The organism is Pseudomonadales bacterium (assembly GCA_024234435.1).
Lineage (GTDB): Bacteria > Pseudomonadota > Gammaproteobacteria > Pseudomonadales > Porticoccaceae > JACKOF01.
Genome location: JACKOF010000001.1, coordinates 755,314 through 775,374, shown reverse-complemented (window position 1 = coordinate 775,374; position 20,061 = coordinate 755,314). Strand labels below are relative to the sequence as shown.

General features: G+C 48.7%; 19 protein-coding genes. 6 read left to right on the top strand and 13 right to left on the bottom strand.

What is annotated here, in order from left to right:
• Positions 1–150 precede the first annotated feature (150 nt).
• From H7A02_03570 to H7A02_03540, 7 genes are all read right to left on the bottom strand, one after another.
• Complete coding sequence (locus H7A02_03570; protein ID MCP5171331.1) at positions 151–330, bottom strand: hypothetical protein; 180 nt, start codon at positions 328–330, stop codon at positions 151–153.
• Between the two features lie 164 nt (positions 331–494).
• The gene (locus H7A02_03565) at positions 495–641 is read right to left on the bottom strand and encodes a hypothetical protein (GenBank protein ID MCP5171330.1); all 147 of its coding nucleotides are present in this window, start codon (positions 639–641) and stop codon (positions 495–497) included.
• Positions 642–754: 113 nt separating this feature from the next.
• Positions 755–1,615 carry an S-formylglutathione hydrolase gene (fghA, locus tag H7A02_03560; GenBank protein MCP5171329.1) on the bottom strand — a complete coding sequence of 287 codons (861 nt, stop codon included), beginning with the start codon at positions 1,613–1,615 and terminating at the stop codon, positions 755–757.
• A 5-nt stretch (positions 1,616–1,620) separates the two neighbouring features.
• Entirely contained in the window at positions 1,621–2,727 is a 1,107-nt protein-coding gene (locus H7A02_03555) for an S-(hydroxymethyl)glutathione dehydrogenase/class III alcohol dehydrogenase (protein ID MCP5171328.1), read from the bottom strand.
• 65 nt (positions 2,728–2,792) lie between these two features.
• Positions 2,793–2,984, bottom strand: coding sequence for a sodium-dependent bicarbonate transport family permease (locus tag H7A02_03550; GenBank protein MCP5171327.1), 192 nt, complete (start codon positions 2,982–2,984; stop codon positions 2,793–2,795).
• A 353-nt stretch (positions 2,985–3,337) separates the two neighbouring features.
• On the bottom strand, positions 3,338–4,813 hold the full coding sequence (locus H7A02_03545) for an aspartate ammonia-lyase (protein ID MCP5171326.1): 1,476 nt from the start codon (positions 4,811–4,813) through the stop codon (positions 3,338–3,340).
• A 351-nt stretch (positions 4,814–5,164) separates the two neighbouring features.
• Positions 5,165–6,904, bottom strand: coding sequence for a histone deacetylase family protein (locus tag H7A02_03540; GenBank protein ID MCP5171325.1), 1,740 nt, complete (start codon positions 6,902–6,904; stop codon positions 5,165–5,167).
• 96 nt (positions 6,905–7,000) lie between these two features.
• Between H7A02_03540 and H7A02_03535 the strand changes: the two genes are divergently transcribed.
• Together H7A02_03535 and H7A02_03530 are read left to right on the top strand one after the other, a co-directional pair.
• The gene (locus H7A02_03535) at positions 7,001–7,705 is read left to right on the top strand and encodes a hypothetical protein (GenBank protein MCP5171324.1); all 705 of its coding nucleotides are present in this window, start codon (positions 7,001–7,003) and stop codon (positions 7,703–7,705) included.
• Positions 7,706–8,345: 640 nt separating this feature from the next.
• Positions 8,346–9,260 carry a glutaminase gene (locus H7A02_03530; protein MCP5171323.1) on the top strand — a complete coding sequence of 305 codons (915 nt, stop codon included), beginning with the start codon at positions 8,346–8,348 and terminating at the stop codon, positions 9,258–9,260.
• A gap of 354 nt (positions 9,261–9,614) precedes the next feature.
• On the opposite strand, the gene H7A02_03525 is transcribed toward H7A02_03530, so the two are convergent.
• On the bottom strand, positions 9,615–9,764 hold the full coding sequence (locus H7A02_03525) for a hypothetical protein (protein MCP5171322.1): 150 nt from the start codon (positions 9,762–9,764) through the stop codon (positions 9,615–9,617).
• A gap of 241 nt (positions 9,765–10,005) precedes the next feature.
• On the opposite strand from H7A02_03525, the gene H7A02_03520 reads away from it, so the two are divergent.
• The 4 genes from H7A02_03520 (at position 10,006) to H7A02_03505 (ending at position 14,502) form a co-directional block, all read left to right on the top strand.
• Positions 10,006–12,225, top strand: a complete 2,220-nt coding sequence (locus H7A02_03520; protein MCP5171321.1) for a hypothetical protein — start codon at positions 10,006–10,008, stop codon at positions 12,223–12,225.
• Positions 12,203–12,466, top strand: coding sequence for a hypothetical protein (locus tag H7A02_03515; GenBank protein MCP5171320.1), 264 nt, complete (start codon positions 12,203–12,205; stop codon positions 12,464–12,466). Before H7A02_03520 ends, H7A02_03515 begins: the two co-directional genes overlap by 23 nt.
• 298 nt (positions 12,467–12,764) lie before the next feature.
• The gene (locus H7A02_03510; GenBank protein MCP5171319.1) at positions 12,765–14,144 is read left to right on the top strand and encodes a hypothetical protein; all 1,380 of its coding nucleotides are present in this window, start codon (positions 12,765–12,767) and stop codon (positions 14,142–14,144) included.
• Between the two features lie 13 nt (positions 14,145–14,157).
• Positions 14,158–14,502: a hypothetical protein gene (locus H7A02_03505; GenBank protein MCP5171318.1), complete on the top strand. Its 345-nt coding sequence runs from the start codon at positions 14,158–14,160 to the stop codon at positions 14,500–14,502.
• A 305-nt stretch (positions 14,503–14,807) separates the two neighbouring features.
• Here the strand turns inward: H7A02_03505 and H7A02_03500 are convergent, their stop codons facing one another.
• From H7A02_03500 to H7A02_03480, 5 genes are all read right to left on the bottom strand, one after another.
• Positions 14,808–15,803: a hypothetical protein gene (locus H7A02_03500; protein ID MCP5171317.1), complete on the bottom strand. Its 996-nt coding sequence runs from the start codon at positions 15,801–15,803 to the stop codon at positions 14,808–14,810.
• Positions 15,804–15,851: 48 nt separating this feature from the next.
• Positions 15,852–16,061 (bottom strand): hypothetical protein, encoded by a 210-nt coding sequence (locus H7A02_03495; protein ID MCP5171316.1) that lies wholly within the window; start codon positions 16,059–16,061, stop codon positions 15,852–15,854.
• A gap of 122 nt (positions 16,062–16,183) precedes the next feature.
• Entirely contained in the window at positions 16,184–16,681 is a 498-nt protein-coding gene (locus tag H7A02_03490; GenBank protein MCP5171315.1) for a hypothetical protein, read from the bottom strand.
• A gap of 17 nt (positions 16,682–16,698) precedes the next feature.
• Entirely contained in the window at positions 16,699–17,526 is an 828-nt protein-coding gene (locus H7A02_03485; GenBank protein MCP5171314.1) for a hypothetical protein, read from the bottom strand.
• A gap of 620 nt (positions 17,527–18,146) precedes the next feature.
• Positions 18,147–19,970 carry a hypothetical protein gene (locus tag H7A02_03480; protein ID MCP5171313.1) on the bottom strand — a complete coding sequence of 608 codons (1,824 nt, stop codon included), beginning with the start codon at positions 19,968–19,970 and terminating at the stop codon, positions 18,147–18,149.
• Positions 19,971–20,061 lie beyond the last annotated feature (91 nt).

Below are 20,061 nucleotides of genomic sequence, written 5' to 3'. Positions count from 1 at the left end.
GCAAAATTGACTGTTCCCTTACATATTGGGGCAGATAACCTGTTTACAAGGCGAGAAGTGAAAATACCCCTTTCGGGAAACAATAAACCTGGTCAACACTCCTGTTCGAAGGAAGCGGATTAACCCCTGCGGCTACGTCACTGCCAAGCGTCACCTGACGATACCAGATGAGTGCCTGCCTGTGATGGTCACTTCTGCTGCCGCAAGCGGTTTGCAGAAAACATCACAGGTTACCCAGGAAACACCATTACAGACGATGTATTTCTGCTCGCCCGCTGCGCCCAGCACTGCCTGCCATTTAATACCCGTCGGAAAAGCCGCCGCGACCACGCAGGCCGGGGTCTTTTACCTCGGTCACAATTTGCTGCGGGTTCATTGTCGGTACATTGCCGGTACATTGCACAGCCTTTCAAAACCGGCCAAACGCTGATAATTTTCCAAACAGAGTGGATCACCCTTTCCTGCCCGCGCAAAGGTTAACCGTTGCTGGTTTTTCAAATAGGGGGCCTGCACTGCCCATCGTCAGTGGTATGGCCATAATCAACTGACAACACATTAGGCTCATAGCTTTCCAGCTTGTGCCCTCTCGCCTGAGGCAGATTCAGTGCCTCGGCAATACCGGAAGTGACATCCGCTGGCACATGGCCAAACTGCCATTATCATTCGTGCAGAACAGAGAGTAACAGCCCTTCGAGTGATTCATACTACTCTCAAACAGTCGTCAACGCTTTTACATGGTCTTTACGATTCGGCTTTATGCGGGTCTGTTGATAACTGCTGATAAATGTTGGGCATGAAAACGAATATGATCTTCAATAAAGGTCGCAATAAAGAAGTAGCTATGATCATAACCTGCCTGCATTCGGATATTCATTGGATAATCTGCTTCCATTCCAGTTTTGAGTAAGAGTTCCGTCTTTAACTGCTCCTGCAAGAAATCATCTGCATCACCCTGGTCGATCAGTATTGGCAGATGTTGCGTAGCCGATCGAACCAGTTCACAGCTGTCGTACTGCTGCCAGCTTTCCCTGTCATTGCCTAAGTAATGACTAAAGGCTTTTTCTCCCCAAGGACAATTACTCGGCGATACAATAGGTGAAAACGCTGAAACCGATTGGTATTTATCAGGATTTTTCAGGGCAATAGTCAACGCACCATGCCCTCCCATCGAGTGGCCAAATATACCGGAACGAGCAATGTCAACCGGAAACTCGCTTGCCACCAAACCCGGAAGCTCATCAACGATATAATCGTACATCCGATAATATGTTGCCCAGGGTTGCTCAGTTGCATTCACATAGAACCCCGCGCCCAAGCCAAAATCATAAGCACCGTCTGGATCATCGGGCACCCCTACCCCTCTGGGGCTGGTATCCGGGGCGACAATCGCCACCCCGTACCTTGCCGCGAATTGCTGTGCTCCGGCTTTGGTAACGAAATTTTCGTCTGTGCATGTCAGGCCAGACAGCCAGAACAACACCGGCACCCTGACACCGCCTTCAACCTGTGGCGGTAGATAAACCGAAAACACCATCTCGCAATTAAGCACCCGCGACAGGTGCTTATACCGTAACTGCGATCCACCAAAGGATTTATTAGCACCAATTTGTTCTATCGTCATCAGTACAGTACCACCGAACGGATACTTTCACCGCTATGCATAAGGTCAAACGCTTTGTTGATATCCTGAAGCGGCATGGTGTGGGTAATCAGCTCATCGATATTGATTTTACCGTCCATATACCAGTCAACAATTTTGGGGACATCTGTACGCCCCCTGGCACCACCAAAGGCAGTACCGTGCCATGAGCGGCCGGTCACTAATTGAAAAGGACGAGTAGAAATTTCCTTGCCAGCACCCGCGACACCCACAATACAACTACGGCCCCAGCCTTTGTGACAGCACTCAAGCGCCTGACGCATAACCTCTACGTTACCAATGCACTCAAAACTGTAGTCGACGCCGCCACCCGTCATTTGCACCAGATGATCGACAATGTTTTCGACCTCATTGGGATTCACAAAATCTGTCATACCATACTGTTTTGCCAACGCCACTTTTGAGGGGTTCAGATCAATGCCGATGATGCGAGTGGCTCCCACCATTTTGGCGCCTTGAATGACATTCAAACCGATACCACCCAAACCGAACACCGCAACAGTAGAGCCAGGCTCTACTTTCATGGTAAATGCGACGGCACCAATACCGGTTGTAACACCGCAACCGATATAGCAAATCTTGTCAAAGGGCGCATCCTTACGTACTTTGGCGAGAGAAATTTCCGGCAATACCGTGTAGTTTGAAAAGGTCGAGCACCCCATGTAGTGCAGGATTGGCTTGCCGTCCAGCGAAAAGCGGCTGGTGCCATCCGGCATCACGCCCTGCCCCTGGGTACTGCGAATGGCCTGACAAAGGTTCGTTTTGGGGTTTAGGCAATATTCGCATTCCCGACACTCGGGGGTATAAAGCGGTATGACGTGATCACCTGGCTTAAGACCTTTAACGGCTGGCCCCACTTCGACAACAACACCCGCGCCCTCGTGACCCAGTATCGCCGGAAATGCGCCTTCAGGATCATCACCTGACAGCGTGAAAGCATCGGTATGGCAAACACCTGTCGCCTTGATTTCAACCAGTACTTCGCCCGCTTTAGGCCCGTCAAGATCCACATCTACAATTTCCAGCGGTTTTCCCGCTCCAAACGCCACGGCCGCACGTGTTCTCATCTTTTCTCCCTCAGTTAAGCCATTTTAAAAATAGCACTATAGACTATATCGTTATCAATAATTACCTAAGCTATTTTACCGACACGTATATTGAGTGACAGACCACGAGCCTGCAAGATATCGACGTACATAGTCGGGATTTTCATCACAACAAGCAAAAACGGCATGTGTGATTCGAAATCAATGTAGCGTGTTGCAAAATAAATGATAACAACCACACCAGCGACAACGCTGGCAGCGTCGTAATGAGCAGCGATAGACGCTCCGTCTGAACGGAAAAATCACCCTGGAAACTGAGGTATTGGGAAAGCAATCAAGAGCCATGTGGCACCCATTGCCATAACAACGAATGACTACATAAATAGGCGACGGTAGCGGCACTTCCGGGCACAACAGTCCAACCGCCACCCCAAACAGAAAAAGCAGGAGAACGGGGCCAAAAGGGGGCGTGTTTACAATCCTTCATCGTGTAATTATTACGGAGGATAACAGCCTGTTGAAACACCCAGGCATTCAATGTTCCGGGTAGCATTTATCCTTTACCGGCAGACACACGGGCACAACCGACTGCAACCGCGAATCTCGTCCATTCTCAGGTGAGAAGAGTGGTCTATTTGAGGTCGTTGTTGAGGTCATTGGGCATAAGATGCGTATACGAGCGATCAATATCGGTCATCACCACACCCTGCAACAGGCTACTCGGTCCGGTTAGGTTTTCAATACGAATAATTGCTTCGATTTTTTCTTCTGAAAGTAGTTTTTCCTTGCGAATGAGATCAACAACACTGGCTCCCGAACTCAATGCAAGCCCTGCAATTCGCGTGGCATTCTCATAACCTATATGCGGACTGAAGACGGTGACGATGCCAATGCTATCGCGAACGGTATTGGCGCATAATTCACGATTTGCGGTAATACCTACAATGCAACGCTCTGTCAGCATAATAATGGCGCGGGTCATCATACTGAGCGAGCCTAACAGATTGTAAACAATCAATGGTTCAAAAGCGTTCAGCTGTAACTGGCCACCCTCGGCCGCCAGCGTCAATGCGAGATCGTTGCCAATCACCTGAAAAGCTGTCTGATTTACCGCTTCTGGAATAACCGGGTTCACCTTTCCTGGCATGATCGACGAACCCGGTTGCACTGGTGGCAAATTTATCTCGTTGAAACCGGCCCGCGGTCCACTGGACAGCAACCGCAAATCATTGGCAATTTTTGACAGCTTAACCGCCAATCGCTTTAACATACTCGAGAAAATCAAAAAAGCGCCCATATCAGAGGTTGCCTCGACCAGATGAGTCGCTGGTTTTACCGGAATTCCCGAAATTTCTGCCAGTTTTTTCACTGCCAGAGCGCCGTACCGAGGGTGTGTATTAATGCCTGTACCAATAGCTGTACCACCCAGATTGATCTCACAAAACAGGCTGGCGAGCTCGCCCATCCGGTCAATATCCTCGGACAAAGTGGTCGCCCAACCGGAAAACTCCTGGCCCAGTGTCATCGGAACCGCATCCTGAAGCTGGGTTCGCCCCATTTTCAGTACATCTGCAAATTCCTCTGCCTTAGCCTCCAGCGCTTGTTGTAAGGCGGATGTAGCATCAACTAGAGGATCATCGCTAAAAATGACGGCAAGACGGGCGGCGGTAGGATAAACATCGTTGGTAGACTGAGACATATTGACATCATTATTCGGATGTAAATATTGGTACTCACCTTTTTTATGACCAAGTAATTCCAGCGCGCGATTGGCAATGACCTCGTTGGCATTCATGTTTGTCGACGTGCCCGCTCCGCCCTGAATAAGGTCAACAACAAATTGGTCGTGTAACTTCCCGTCAACAATTTCCTGGCAAGCAGCAACAATAACCATCGCCTTATGCTCATCGAGCAGCCCCAACTCAAGATTGGCCTGGGCACAGGCCTGCTTAACCATCGCCAGGGCTTTAATCAATGGCGGATAATGGCTGATGGGTACACCGGAAATGTCAAAATTTCGTACTGCTCTCTGGGTCTGAATACCGAAGTAAGCAGCGGCGGGCACGGTTTCCTCGCCCAGTAAATCATGCTCTACCCGTAGCTCTATATCTGTAGTTTCCACATCAGTTTCCACGGATTATTCCTCTTGCTAAAAGTGAATGACCAGCAGGTCTGGATATAGAACGAATAACGCTCAAACGGCTACATCGCTGTTAACTTAATCGCCAGAAACTCGCAAACTGAAGCCAAATCCTAGAGCATAATCTGGCGGTACCCTGCATCAGTTCTAACACTGCGGCTTATCATTCTGAATGTATAGCATGACGCCTCTGGTTTTCAGTTACGACACCCATGGTAATGTAAATCCTCTAAGAAGGAGTATAGTCAATCATCATCAGCTGAAATTGAATCGGGCCGCCACCCTTTGTCATACTCGACTCACTCCAGTCATTGATTTTCAAGGTTCGCCAGGTGTCATACCAATACCGAACCCAACCAGAAAGCCGCGGACACCACGGCGTAAATTTTGCAGGTGGTAGCCACCCTCCTGAATGATCACGGAGGGAAGGTGCAATGCGCCTATAGCACGACCAATATTCCGCATGCCTTCCGAAGACACATAAAATGCACCGGTGGGGTCGCCTCGCATAATATCCACTCCCAGAGACACAACCAGATAGTCGGGAGAAAACTTTTTAATGACTCGAAGCGCTCTGTCCAGCGCCGTCAAATAAGCGGCATCATCGACACCTGGCCGCAGTGGGATATTAACGTTGAATCCCTTACCTTCCCCCTCACCCCGCTCATCTTCAAACCCGGCATAAAAGGGATAGGAAGACTCAGGGTGCCCGTGAATGGATACCGTCAGTACATCCTTGCGGCTGTAGAAAATATCCTGTGTGCCGTTGCCGTGATGGTGGTCAACATCAAGCACCGCAACCCGGCCCTTGCGAGACAGGCTATTGGCTGCAAGCGCCGCATTATTGAAATAACAGAAACCACCAAACACCTTACTCTCCGCATGATGCCCCGGAGGGCGACCGGCGACGTAGGTCATCTTGGACTTACCGCTAGCGACCAGTTTAGCAGCGGTAAGTGCCGCATTCGCTGATCGAGTCGCGGCCGCAAACACCGTGTTAGTGATAGGCGTTGAAGTGTCAATACAGAAATAGCCCGCACGCATGGGCCAATTCTGCGGCAAGCGGTCTGCATAACGAATAGGGAAAATCTCCGGGTAGACAATCTGTCCGTCCGGTACTTTCGTTTGGCTCTCTTTGAGAAAGTTAACCATGCGCTTATCGTGTATTTCAAGAATCGGTTTAAGGCCAAAATCCTCAATTTCATGACGAGTAATCGGCAAATCATTAAGCGCCTTGGCAATAGCGGCGACTCTCGCCGGACGCTCATAGTAGCCTTTAAAGGGCGAGTGACTGATATCGTTGGCTACGCCAGTTTCAATGAGATCAATGGCATGTTTCAACTTTGGCAGCGGTCCCGGCGACGGCGCGGGATAGCGTGGAGGCCGAATCAACACAGGATCATCCTTGATTGAGGCAAGCAGTGTTTTCAGCGGTTCCTGATCTGGTGCGAGATTGCATTTTGCCAGCATGATCCGAGCAACAACTGCCTTCAGTTTAGTCCGCGACAGCGGTGCAGTCTGACCAAGCCCATCGTGCAACAGCAAATTGGGGTCTCCCAGATTGGCCGACGTAATCACTCGCTCATATTGAGTACCGAGTATCGGTCTCGCGCCAAGGCGTTCGTAAAAAGCCATTCTTTTTTTGTTGTTGGGTAACAGCGACGCATCTACATTGGGGCTCGGTTCATCTGGCAAGCTGTCTAAAAACAACCGGGTGGCACCACGTTTTTTCAGATCATCCCGCATCGCTTCGTAAAGTGCCGCGCCAATACCCCGAGAGGCTTTTTCGGGATCACTGGCAATGTAATCGAGGTAGGCTGCCTTCAGATCGGAAAAATAAAATGATACGGTAAAACCAAGCACTTCGTCTCGAGCGCCGGTCGCTGCCAGAATGATGCATTCCCCTCCCTGCGGATGTTCGCCTCGTGCAAAGGCCTCTATTTTGTCTTTATAGGGGGCGTTGAATGGAAACGCCTTGCTAAAGACGGCTTTCAACCCCTCCAAATGGCGTTCGTATTGGGCATCCAGCCCCACCATAACCCGAACCATCTTCAACATGGGCTGCATTTTTCTCAGTAAACGTTACAATTGCAACGAGCAAAAAAACAAGATTATCTGCTATATTTCTGCACGTCATCGAAGAGCACTTATATCATGAAACAAAATTCGGATGCATCATCTTTTGATGAGTCGGACATATTTGTACCCGAAGGCACAACTTATAACCTGTTTCCGACTCCGATAAAGTTTTTCGAACTTGCTGAACAGGATATGAATACTGATCTTGCCGCATTTTTTACAAGCCATCCGCGCTTTAGACGCCGCGATCAGGCCGAGATGTCTGACGTAACAACGTTGATGGAGCACGCGAATGAAGCACCTGCCCTTACCCGATTGGAGAGCCTTTTTCTGGCATGCCTGAAAAACTATTGCCGCGAAATTGGATGGCAGGGCGAATTTGACCTTGCCATGCAAATGTTTCCCAATGTCGCACCGAAAGGCCACTATGTTCCCTCTCACAACCACGTATCCCATATTTCCGCCGTGTACTACGTGCAGACCCGTGTTTCTGACAAGCCGTTAATCGTCAATGACGAGTCGACACAAGACTACTGGCGACCCGACGAGGGGGCACTCATCTTGCACGACCCCCGCTTCAATGCCTCACTGCTGGGCGGCTGGCAATACCATACGAAAGTATTCCCCCGACCGGGCGTCATGATTTTCTTTCCCTCCTTCCTCTGGCACGAAGTGACCCCTCATAAAGCCGATGAGCCGCGCCTGTCAGTGGCTGCGAACTTTACGCTGACCTATCGCAATGTTCCCGAATATGAGCGCCACCAGATTTTTTCCTGCTAGGTAGGCTGCAGTCCAAATAAATTGGCCTGACGCCCTGTGACACAGCCTTCTTTGTTTCACTTAGGCAGTAACCTGCCCATGCAAAGATTTAATGGTGATTGTAGTAATCGCTTGCTCTATCACCACCATTGCCTTGCTTGTGCCGCGAAGTGAGCTAGTATCCGCTCTGTGCCACCATAACCGCATTGGCGAGAACAGAGGGTAAGTTATCATCTGCAAGGTGTAACTCTGCGTTATTGAAGCGTGCCAATCGTGCTAACTACGTCGTTTGCGGGCATCTGAAATAACGGTAGCCGACTTGCTGTGCGGTTGTTGTGTTTATCCCGATTTGAGCCTGAAAGAAAATCCGGAGCACTGGCGGGATCTTAAACGGTCAGAATGCCGCCTTTTTCGCTACCTGAATAGACTGGGCTTGCCTCAGCAGCCTAGTATTGGAGGTATCAGCCCAGGGCGGGTTGAACTGTATACCTAATTTGGCATATTGATGAACAAGCTGAACAGTACGATGGACTGGATTGATTTTCTAGCTGAGGGGCAAGCTCCGGAGTAAAGTCATCACTGGTGCTCATTCATGAGAGGTCGTCGAAATATCACCGAACAAAAACTTCCTCAAACAAGATAACAAGACTGGAAAGTGAGCATGAATCTAGACAAAATCATTGAAGAGCTACCAACACATATACAACATCTGCAAGGAAAGGGTCAGGTTGCCTCCTATATCCCGGCGCTTTCAGCCATACCTGGTCACAAGTTTGGTTTTTCATTGCGTACAATTTCAGGTGAACAGTTTACTGTCGGGGCCAGCGAGGAACGTTTTTCGATACAGAGTATCTCCAAGGTTTTTACCCTGAGCCTGGCGATCAGCTTTGTTCGTGACGAGCTGTGGCGTAGAGTTGGCAGAGAGCCTTCCGGCAGTAAGTTCAATTCATTGGTTCAACTGGAGTATGAGAAAGGTATTCCTCGCAACCCCTTCATCAATGCCGGGGCGATTGTGATTTGCGACATACTGGTATCGCAACTGGATGACCCCAAACAAGCTCTGCTTGATTACATGCGTGTACTCTCTGGTAGCTTCGATATTCAGTACGATTCAGAGATTGCACAATCAGAAGCCGAAACCGGCTTCATCAACAGAGCACTTGCCAATTTCCTGAAGGGAAATAAAAATCTGGTTAATGATGTGGACACTGTTCTTGATCTCTATTTTCACCAGTGCTCACTGAGCATGTCATGTAGCGAATTAACGCAAGCAGCATTTCATCTGGCCAATAAAGGTGTTTCTGACATTCTTGAAGACTCTGTACTGACTCCGGCTCAAGTCAAACGTGTCAATGCGTTGATGCTCACTTGCGGCACATACGACGAAGTCGGCGAATTTGCATTTCGCGTAGGACTACCGGCCAAGAGTGGTGTGGGTGGGGGTATTATTGCGGTGCTGCCTGGCGAATATTCAATCGCGGTATGGTCGCCGGAGCTGGACAGTTTTGGCAACTCCATCATGGGGGGCGCTGCCTTGGAATATCTGACTACCATGACCGGGCGCTCAGTATTTTAAAGCTGCGAAGATTACCGCTACTACCGCGCGGCCAGGCTCCTCAAGCTGGGGGGTCAACCCCACGATTTGTGCGGTAATGTTAATCCAAAACCAGACGTGGAATCACTCCCACTCGATTGTAAATAAGCATTTATTTTTCTTATTTTTCATACAGTTACAAATCGCCATATTCCAAATACCACGAAAAATACCATGCTCAGAAATTACTTGAAAATAATTTCATTTTTTACTGGTTAGCCCAGCCTTAAAGGGCAAGCACCAGAACAACCGAGTGTCCCCTATGGATGGGGTTAGCAAAAAACTCACATGCTGACGATGTTACAACATCTCTCCCCTTAGCGCCTCAAAGGGATCTCAGTCATTCTCGACAACAATGGCAAAATGCTCAGAGCGCTTCCCGGGGAGGCCGTCTTTGCGGAATCGCGTTTCCTGGCCGCCTGCATCCCGCTTGAGATCTAGTCGCTGTTCTTCTGTACTGACCCGCGCATAACCAATAACGCTCAAATTCCGCCCCTTTAATTTCGTTCACACTTAGTTTCCACGCAAAATAGATAAAAAAGATCCTTTTTGTTATGGTTTTCATATTTTTTTTGATGATGAGTGCACTACCGCAGTCTACGGGGTTCGAAAGCCCCCGCCTCAACACATCCCGGCAGGCTAAAAAGGATCCATTTCCGATCTCGTATAGGAATGGGCGCACCGCAAGACATTAGAAAACCTAGCGATTTAAGTGAGGATCGAACCTATGACAAGGTACGGCGATAGTATTGAAAGGATTCAAGCAACCCTGACACTGATGGTATGGATGGCGATCCTGTTTCTGCCCCTCTCACTCCAGGCGGCAACGCTAGAAGAAAAACGTGCCACAAGACTGGAACGGATGGGTGTGATGATCGGGCGCAGCGATAATTACGAGGTCTATTCAAATCAAGCGGAATTCAACAATGGCAAAGCGGTTTGCTCTATAGGATTAGCCGTTGCTGACAGGGCAAAAGCCGAAGCTGAATTCAATACCCGCCAAGAGGCTTTACGCCTCGCCCATGAACCAGAAGAGAGGCGCATTCAACAAGCTCTCACGGATATCGGGAATACGTTAAGAAGCCAAAAACTGAGTGGGCCAGAGGTCAAACGGTTGACAGAGGACATGGCCAGATTGATGGAGGAAAATAAAGACCTCAAGGCGCGCTATTTAGAACAAACAGACGCAATAGATGCATCGCGGAATGCTGCCATATCCAAGGCTGGTGCAACCAAAGTCGATTTCAATATACTTCATACACCATCTCATCCTACGCAAACAATATTGCCATTTTCCGGCGATCAACCCGATAACAGGTTTATCAAGAGCCTGAACGATATCGTCAGTTTGTTCCTGGGCACATGCGGCAAGACCAATGGAGCCTATAGTTCTCACTATTATAAAAATGCATTCCGCTACGGGGAGAGTGACAAGCCTGTTTTATCTTTTGGCTACGAGGTCGAAAACAACCGGCTGAACTTCAATCGCTGTGATACACCGGCTTGCCGTGCTATCAGATCATCACGGGGCATCACTGCTGATCCGCAGGAAAACCCGGAGCTAACCCTCGCGGGCTTTATCAAGGGCGAACTGCAAAAAGCCGAAAGTGCCGGAGATTACCGGAAAGCATTCGCTTATGAAGCTGGGCGTCGCGAGGGCATCGTCTACAAACTCGATCCCTATTGGGGGCGCTATGACGGGTTTGATATCGCCCGGCGCATCTTCGAGGGAGAGTTTGGCGAGTACCGCAATACACCGGAATTCAAAGCTTTCTACACTGGCTTGGCCATGTCCTATTCCAAACGCTGCAAAACCCATGTAAAGCAGTGGCAAACTTTCGAGCGTAACTATGATACCTATGAGGGCACCGACCATAATCTCGACGGATCGAGAACCATCCATACCTCTGAGCAAACCAAGACCTACCGGATTGATGCGCGGTTCGGCGCGCACTGGGCGCAGTTTGACTCCGACCTCAACAGGGCCGCTCTGGATCAGGGTATCTTTCAGGGCTTCGGGCTTGTGCTTGGCCTGCGCGGGGAGATGGAAACCTTTCTCAACAATCATGCCTGCGACAGCGCAACCATTCAACAGATGACCGGGAACTTCATCCGCGCGGCAAACGGCCAACCATCGGTGCAGCAGGCCGGGCTGCGTTTTGCCGGAGCGGCAACGGAAAGCGATGCACCCACAAAGACAGGAGCACCGCCACCGCCCTTTACCCCTGTCGCGAACGTGCAGGAAGCGAATGAAACTGTCAATGCAGCGGTTGCAGCTTTTGGCGGGAGCGGTCTATTCGGAGAAGACTGGAAAACGCCAAAAATGAGCGAGGAAGAATTTAGCGAAGAAGTGGAACGCCTTACCGTAGAGGGGCAGGATAATCTGAATCGCGCCGCACGGGATACGCAGCAATCACTGGATGAGCTGGAAGAAGCTACACGAGAAGCGGCACTGGCCCAATCCCAAAACAGGCAAAACATTGAACAGCGCCTGATCGAGTTGATCAAGGAACGCAGTCAAACGCCGGAAAATTCGCAAAGGTACAACGACCTGCAAAACGCCATCGAATTCACTATGCAGTATATGGGAATAACGGAAGAACCGACAGTCCCCTCCAGGAACAAGCCGTCTGCCCCCAAAACACGGGGTCAAAGCCAACAACCCCAACAAGACAGCGCACGTCAGACAACCGCAGACCGCCGAGAGCACATCCGCCAGATTGACCAGGAAACCGATGAGAAAGTCCAGGCTCTGATACAGGCACAGCATCAAGCGCAAGTCGAAGAGGCCGCAGTATTCATGGAGAAGATAACAACGGTTTCAGCAGATGAACGTACCCGTCTGCTCAAAGACTACGAGCAAAAGCAAAGAGCCGCTGGCGATCAATTGCGTGAGCAGGTTCAGGCTCTCAGGGCTGAGGCGAATGAGCTTAAAAGACAACTCTAATGGTGACGGGTTTAAATCTGTATTCGCCATTGTCAGTCTTTGCGCCCTGAACGCTGCCTGCTCGTCCCCTGCTCCATCACCGCAGGATACTCAAGGCACTAACGGGCACGTCCTGGAGATAAAGGATGAGGGAGCGCGTTGTTTTGAGATGTATTCAGGCAAGGGAACAGACGGCGCGAAAAACCAGTCCACAACGGTCTGCCCGTTTGTTGATCTCCGCCGGAAATCAGACGAAAGGTGAAAAATGGACGACGCGTTTAGTGGCATAAAATTTTTCATATTCGATGGCAACCCAATCAAAATCGTGTGGGAAGAAGGCATTATCACGGAGTGCTATCGCGTCGGATATAAAGCCAATAAACTCGTTCGCGATGACAGGTTGGCATATTACCTAACGATAGAACTCTGCCATCGGCACGAGATCAGCCAACATGAATTTGATAACAAAAGAAAGTCTGCTACAAGGTTAGAATGATTGATCATCATGGAGAAAATCAGACAGGCTTTCCCATTAGGTAACGGCAAATGGAGAGCTTTACATGTTACTGCATAAGATCACATTTTTGGTGGTATTCGCCCTTTCACTGTCGACATTGAGCACAGCCGCATCCTCTGCCAACACAACGGCTGAGAGCAACCTTAAAGCAGGTGTTACCAGCTATCTACTGGAGCGCCAAAAACAACCGCTACCCGATGCGTTTATCAGTGATTACTCAGAGTATCTGGCTCAACAACTGTCAGGTTCCCCTTATGTTGCCAGTGTTCTAGGCCACGCTTCGCGGCCAAGGAATGGCAAGCCATTTGTCGATTTAGGCATCATTGGTGATGCCCGTTATGGCGGTCTCACCCCGGCAACAACCAAGCAGGGCCTGAAAGAGTTAATCGAAAAAATCCAACTGGCCGATCCACTGGCCAACGCGATGTTCTACGATCTCTGGTTGGTTTCATCGCGGCCCGATGGCTTGTCTTTGCCTGCCGATATTGAATCCATGCTCTTAGCTCAACGCCCTTCCGGAGCGGGCGCACTGGCCAATATTGCGCTGATTGACGGCAATGCCATGCTCAGTGATTTGATTCAGAATTTCACACCAAAAAAACAACGGCGCCCGGCTTATATTGCAGCAGATACCTATCGGCAACCGCTAAGCGATGTTTATTTTATTAAGGCAGAGTATTTCCCGGATAACGGTGATACACACTACACCGAGCAGCATTGGTTTTGGCATGAATCAACCCCCAGCTTTTGGCCAGCGTTAACGACAAAACTCACCACTGTGGATTTTAATCGAATCCATGAACGAGTGAATTTACCACCGGCTTATGCCAAAAACATTACACGCCCCTCCGGCCCGTCTCTCCGCTTTACTTCCCATGGCCTGCTTAAAATAGACGACCCCATCATCAAAGAACCGGGCCTGGAGAGTGACTTGTACACGCCTTCAGTAAAAATCCAATCATTACTGGGTTACGCCATGGTTCAACCTTTGCATAATAACCGTAATTATTTTCTGTATTTCAATGACTTTATCAATGCTTACAGTGAGCGCTGTTCCACTTTTATCGAAAATAAAATTCGCTACACCACCCGCGCAGACCAAGTAACCACTCAAGATGGCTTTGAGATAGGTCGTGTTAAAGGTAAAGAGCACACTGTTTACGTCGATGAGCGTTATCTTCCTTATTACAAGGCATACACACAGCGGCTGAATACTATGCGGGCAGGCGACCTGTTTCGATTATTATCACGAGGACAAAACCAGGACGCCATTGCCAGTGGCATGTCTTTGATTAATCGAAAAAATGGCACCGTAGAAGCACTGATTGACACCGGTTGTGACAGCAAGGTTGTGCAAGTTGTCTATCGCAATATGTTGCATGAAACCGGGAAAATCTCGGCTGATACGTCACTTCGATATTGAGAAATTATTGGCGATGATTAGTATTGAAAACCAGCACGATGGCTTCTTGGATATGGATTGCACACAGGAGGAGTTTGACGCCATTAAAATCATGATCAGCCATGCTCTGGATAATTATGATCAAACAGAATTGTTTTACGCCAATATCGACCGCCAAGATATTGAAGACTTAAAAAAGGAATTAGCCATGTTTCATGACTTACCTTTACCACTGGAAGAGAAATATTTTTTCCGCCTCTTGGCCGTTATAGACAGTGCACATTCATTGATCATCCCAGAAATTTCTGATGAGCAGAAAAAAGATATTAATCGACAACTACAAGCGATCAGTATCGATAAGCTATTTAACACACTATAACTCACCTGAATCGCACACCTCATCGTCATGAGTCATATTTTCAGGCTTTAGTGGGCAGAAAATAGGGCAAAAAATAACGGGGCGATCATCACCTTCAACCTGACGATCACAACAGCTTCTTGGACCTTTCGCAGGCTCAGAAAGTGAAGACTGGCAAGGTACACTCTTTTGAGGCACTGAATCTTGTGGTTGTAGCTGGGGTTGCGCCTGACAGGCCACCAGGCAAAAAGCGATCAGTGCAAACAAAAAATGAGAGAACAGCCACCGGCCTATTATTTCCTCTTTTAACCATCTATTATGGCTTTTCAAGTCACCCTTCCCAATAGCTCTCTCAACCAATATTGCGACTTAACGTATTCGGTTTTACCGTCTTTTTTCCTTACTGACATCCAGTGCGGCTCTACTTCAGCCAGTAGATCAATGATGACGGCTTTACTTCCTACAGGCCAAAGAGGAACGGCTAAACCACTAAGGAGATAGGCAGAATTAAGCGCCATGAGTAAATCATCAGAACACATTCCCCAGATGGCAAAGTCTCGACGGTCATTCTGATTTTTAAGCAGAGATTCCTCATGAAAGATCACCCGATCCAGAATCCTTTCTTCTACTTCCGTATAAGCCTGCGTCCGGGAAAGTGCTTTATCCAAACGCTCCGATGGCATAAAGCATCGTGCCCAGGTAATAAAACGCTGACACTGTTCCTCATTGAGGTCGATAAGCCAGTAAGAATTGGACAAGGCACGCAATGGATAATGCTGCGCGCAACTAAAAAACAGTTCAAACTCATCTTCGCCATAGAACCAGTGCGCCATGCCGATAAGATCATCGACATCTTTATAGGAGTACTCTGCCAACGCGCTGTAGATCGCACTTTTATACTCATCCTGATTGAACAGGTTGGTTAAAGACTGTATTGAAGGCTTTAACTTATCGAGATGGTCCGGCCCTTCTCCGTCGGTTTCCCAATCGAAAAAGCTTGTCACAATCTCGGTGAGATGATGCAAATCACCTAGACTCAGTTGCAGCTCAGTCACATACTCAACAAATAGCGGCAGGGCTTTAAGCGCTTGGTCATAGACCAAGTCCTCTTGCCAGAAGATAATTTCAGCAATCATGCCGTACGCTTCGGCAAGATTGCGAATCACAGCTTCTCCCGGATTCCCTACTGCTAGAGTTTCGTAAAGTCCGGCGTCGTAAAGGGCCTCCAGGTAGGCTTCCATATTATCTACGATGGGATAACCAATCTCGCCAACGGTGTACAGCGAAACAGCAAGCGGGTGATGTGGCTGACTGGTTGGCATCGCTACAACTCACCTTGTGAAATCTGAGAAAAGCCTTTTCGATATGGCTTAGTGTTTAGGTTTCTTTGTTCGGCCACTCCGCCAACGGTCTTTTGACGATGCTGGCTGTTTATCATCTCGCTCTGTCGGCAACAGGCCTTTTTTTAGACCTCTGGCACGCGCTTTAATATTGGGCACCTGATCTGTCTGATCAGCACTCAGGGCATGATCCCCTTTGCGTTCTGATTGGGTTTTAGGATGACGAAAGACTGAACGCATGGTGTTTTATCCTGTTTTCTTCCATTAGAGCCTGGAAATAATCTATTTTCAGTAGTATCTCGGTTTGAGCAGTTTACCCTCTTTCGAAAATCCAACCACCCAGTCCGTAGTAGATATACACGCTACTCCATAAACATGGAGCGATTTTTGATCCACGATAGATGCGACCGTACAATAGAATTCAGATCATCACCTTTATAACTACTGAAAGGGCGTGCTTCAACGGCAAGTGTAAAACGCATGTCAAATGTGTTCGTGCCTTCAACGTTACAGGAAACGAGAAGTTCATAACCTTCAAAAGACAAAAAAATATAATATTCAGATTGATATTGGAGACCATTAGGATTGGGGCTGACTTCCAGCGGACTCTCATACCTCAACGCGTCTTCGGGCAGGCGCGACCTGTAAAGTGGATTGGCGAGAATGCCTTCGAACGCAGTAATACACCGCGGGCGGGCCACCCGGCCAGGTGCTATTCGAAAGCTCTCCCATTTCCCGGTAAGGACCGTTTCTCGCCTAATGTTTTTGCTTTCGTTGTCAGTTTGACCTCTCGCTGGCAAGGCGATAAGTGACTGCACTAACAAAGACGCGGCGAGTATGAAAGTAGAAACTCTGTGCATAAGATGTCTCCTGTGCTTCACTGCGTAACGCCTGAATCGAGAAAAATCTGAAAATTGCGATCAAACGCGATTATTCTGTAAGGCACATTCAGTTTCGTAAACCCAATACTTCTCCGTGCTGCCAGGACAGCTTCACCACAGGCTGCAAAATCACGGCTGTGAGTCATATCACTCTTATGGTCACCCAAATAGATGACCATCAGTTTCCAGTATCCATCCTGATCTTGCTGTGGAAAGGCAACCTTTCCAAGATAAGAGCCTGCGCACTCAACATCGGGACCTACAAGCTGGACAAATCGCTGCGCGAGAGTTGAACGACCTGCGGAGTGCGCAGCCTTCGCTGCCTCTTCCATGTCACGCAGTGCTTTTTGCTTATTCCGCAGGATGTCTGTTTGCGATGGGTGCTGTTCGCCTTTCATTGGCGTGATTTCGAAAAATCTACCGCATGTCAAAGTTTGCTCTGCGCCATTTGCTTCGGCCCGCACAGCATTGTGCATGGCAGAAATCAGCGTGGAGCGGTTCGTGACTTCGACAGTGTTTGCAAGCCCACAAACGCCGAGCTCTCGGTCATCATGAGCTAATTTCCCGATACCATATTTGTAGGTCTTTTCCTGACCTTCTTCGTCAATAATTACAGTCAGATACTTATGATGGCGCGTCTGCTCCGCATATTCACCCCGCACGAACGCCATCAGTACTGAATCTCCTTTGGCGTCGATTATCTTGAACCATTTTCCTTCTGGGACAAAAGTGACAGGCTGGCCTTCTCCTGTGCCAGCTTGAGCAAGCATTGCCATGTCAAAGCTTCCATTCCACGGATCTGTAAACTCTTGCTCATCAAACAAAAGTCTGTCGGACTCCCAGCACCCAGAAATTACCAAGACTGAAAGTACAAGTAATATTCGGCTCAAAATCACGGTCACATCTTCTTTTTCAACTTGGCAGTAATATCTTTCAGATTCGTACAGAATCTATTCTCCTGAATAGTCTCTGGAATTTCACTGAATCCGTCAAATAACCTTTTCGGTTATTACTCGTTCCATATGCCGGTCATCAGCTTTATACACTGACTGACATCGAGAACAACGAGCCCTTTCCGGATGCACGCTTCAGGCCGGATCGGTTGAGAGTGCATCCAATCTATAAGGCAGCGTCTTCTGACCGACCAAGAGTACAATTGACGGAAGAACGTCAACAGTTAATATATGATAGAGTCTCACAGACAGATGGAGACTTGTCTATGTCCTCGTGCACGCCTGAATTTGCGTACTGAGATTGAGCAAAAAAAGTCAGAAAGCACAAGAATGCCTCCAAAGATCCTCCACATCCTCTGGCCGTACCGATCACCAATTATGGAGAATTTGGGTATTCGGTTGCGGACAATATCGGTGCGTATATCAATGCTCTCTACGAGAGCAAGCTCTATGAAACGCTTGCGACCGGGCATCTCGGCGAAACGATCAATTTATCTCTGCCGCTGATCAAACTCCATGAGCTCCTGCTGTAGCTGTTGTTTGATGTTGGCAAAATAGGTCTGCATTTCCTCCTGTATTGCCTGGCGCTCGCCAGGGTTGCTGGCCTGCGCCATACGTTGCTGAAACTCCTGCATTTTGGTACTGACACGTGATTGCTGATCCTGGAGGAGTTGGCTACGATCTTGAAACTCAGCCGGTGAACCGCCACGAATTTTGGGAGCCCGGGCAGCCGGTTGTGATATCGTGTTCCTGGGTTGATGCTGAATTTTGGCTTGACGCTGCTGCCATTGCTCGATTGTTTCCACCTCATTCTTTTGGCGAATAGCCTTAGCATGGCGGCGTTCTTGTTGAATTTTGGCGGTAAACTCTGGTGCTGAAGGGCCGTTTTTACCGTATTTAACTAGCGGTTTTTTGTCGGTGGGATATTGGTTAGTGATGGCTGCTGGTTGCTGGCGAGCGTAGTTGATCATATTAGTTTGTGCTGTGATCAACTTGTCACTGTTACAGTTGCCTCGGGTAATGTCTTCAAGTTGATTGATGGTGCCAGTCAAAAATCCGAAGCTGCTGAATACCGCGTTGACGGGCCCTCTGGCGCTGTTTTGTTGCTTCATAACTTTTTTCAATACATAGGCGGTAGCCCAGGATTTTGCGGAGCCAAAGTAACGGTCGTAATCTTTGGCATAGGTGCTTTCTACCCAGATCAGCCGCTCCGGACCAAAGTCTTCATCGACCAGCACGCCGTTATCGTAGGTGCGTTCAACCACCTGTATCTTACGGCCTACGGGGTTTTGTATGTGGGCTTTGCACATATCGGAGTAGGCTCCAAACCAGTTTTCGAAATAGAAGCGAAAGAAACCATCATAGTCTTTGAGAATGTCAAAACGGCCTGCCGCCAGCACTTCGAACATGTCATTAGCATCGGTGATAGGGTGGTAATATTCCTTGTGCTTGAACTGCTGGGTACTGATATTCCATGGGTCATCGTCGGCGGGATTAAACTTGGCTTCCATAAAGCAGTCGCCATCGGTCTTACACAGATAGTCATCGGGCATGGGGTTTAAGGCATAGCGTATCTGCACAATACCAGAGCATTCATTGGTGTAGGCAGTTGAGATTTTTTTTGCAATAAAAAGATAGTCACTCATGGGGATAGGCTTGGCAGCCGCCCGCTCGGTGTTGTTTTGGTAAAGCGGTTCAAGCAGCAGAATAGGGTCTTTTTCACAGCCACCTTGGTATTGAATGCCTGCGGTGCTGAAGGGGCTCCGCATGTGCAAGGTGAAGACGTAAGCTGAGTCGTAATCCGTGGCGATCTTGCCATCTTGTAGACGCCAGCCATTGTCTTTGGTGAGGGTGCCAGCGTAGGAATAATCGTGCTTACGTTCGTTAATGGCATTAAACCTCAGGCGTATCACCTGCAATTGATCACACTGTTCCGCCAGTGATTGGCTCATGGCAGCTAGCGTGGCATCAATGGGTAAATCAGCGCCGCGACGAGATTGTGCAAATTTGCTTATATCTACCTTACGAACATCGGTCAGACTAATATCGACAGCCACCACCTCTGAACATACACCCCGAAAAATACCGCTGGTGCTGGTTTGGCTATCAGTTGCACTGACAAAAAAATCGCCAGGCTCGGCATTGCGGGCAAAGTTCTTTTCCATATGCACATTCACCCGGCCAACCTTGGTGTAGACCCGCTGGTCTGATTCCCATACCTTTTGCGCCTGAGCAGTCAGAGGGCTCAGCAGGCTGACGAAGAAGATATTGAATGCCAAAAAGAGTGTGGGCCTTTGATTGTGTAGCAGTGCCATAACAATATCCTTTTTTGCTATTATGACGTGAAAGAGATGTGCCTCTGAATAATCACTAGGAGCCTGTCGGACTTAGAACTGATCTACTGCG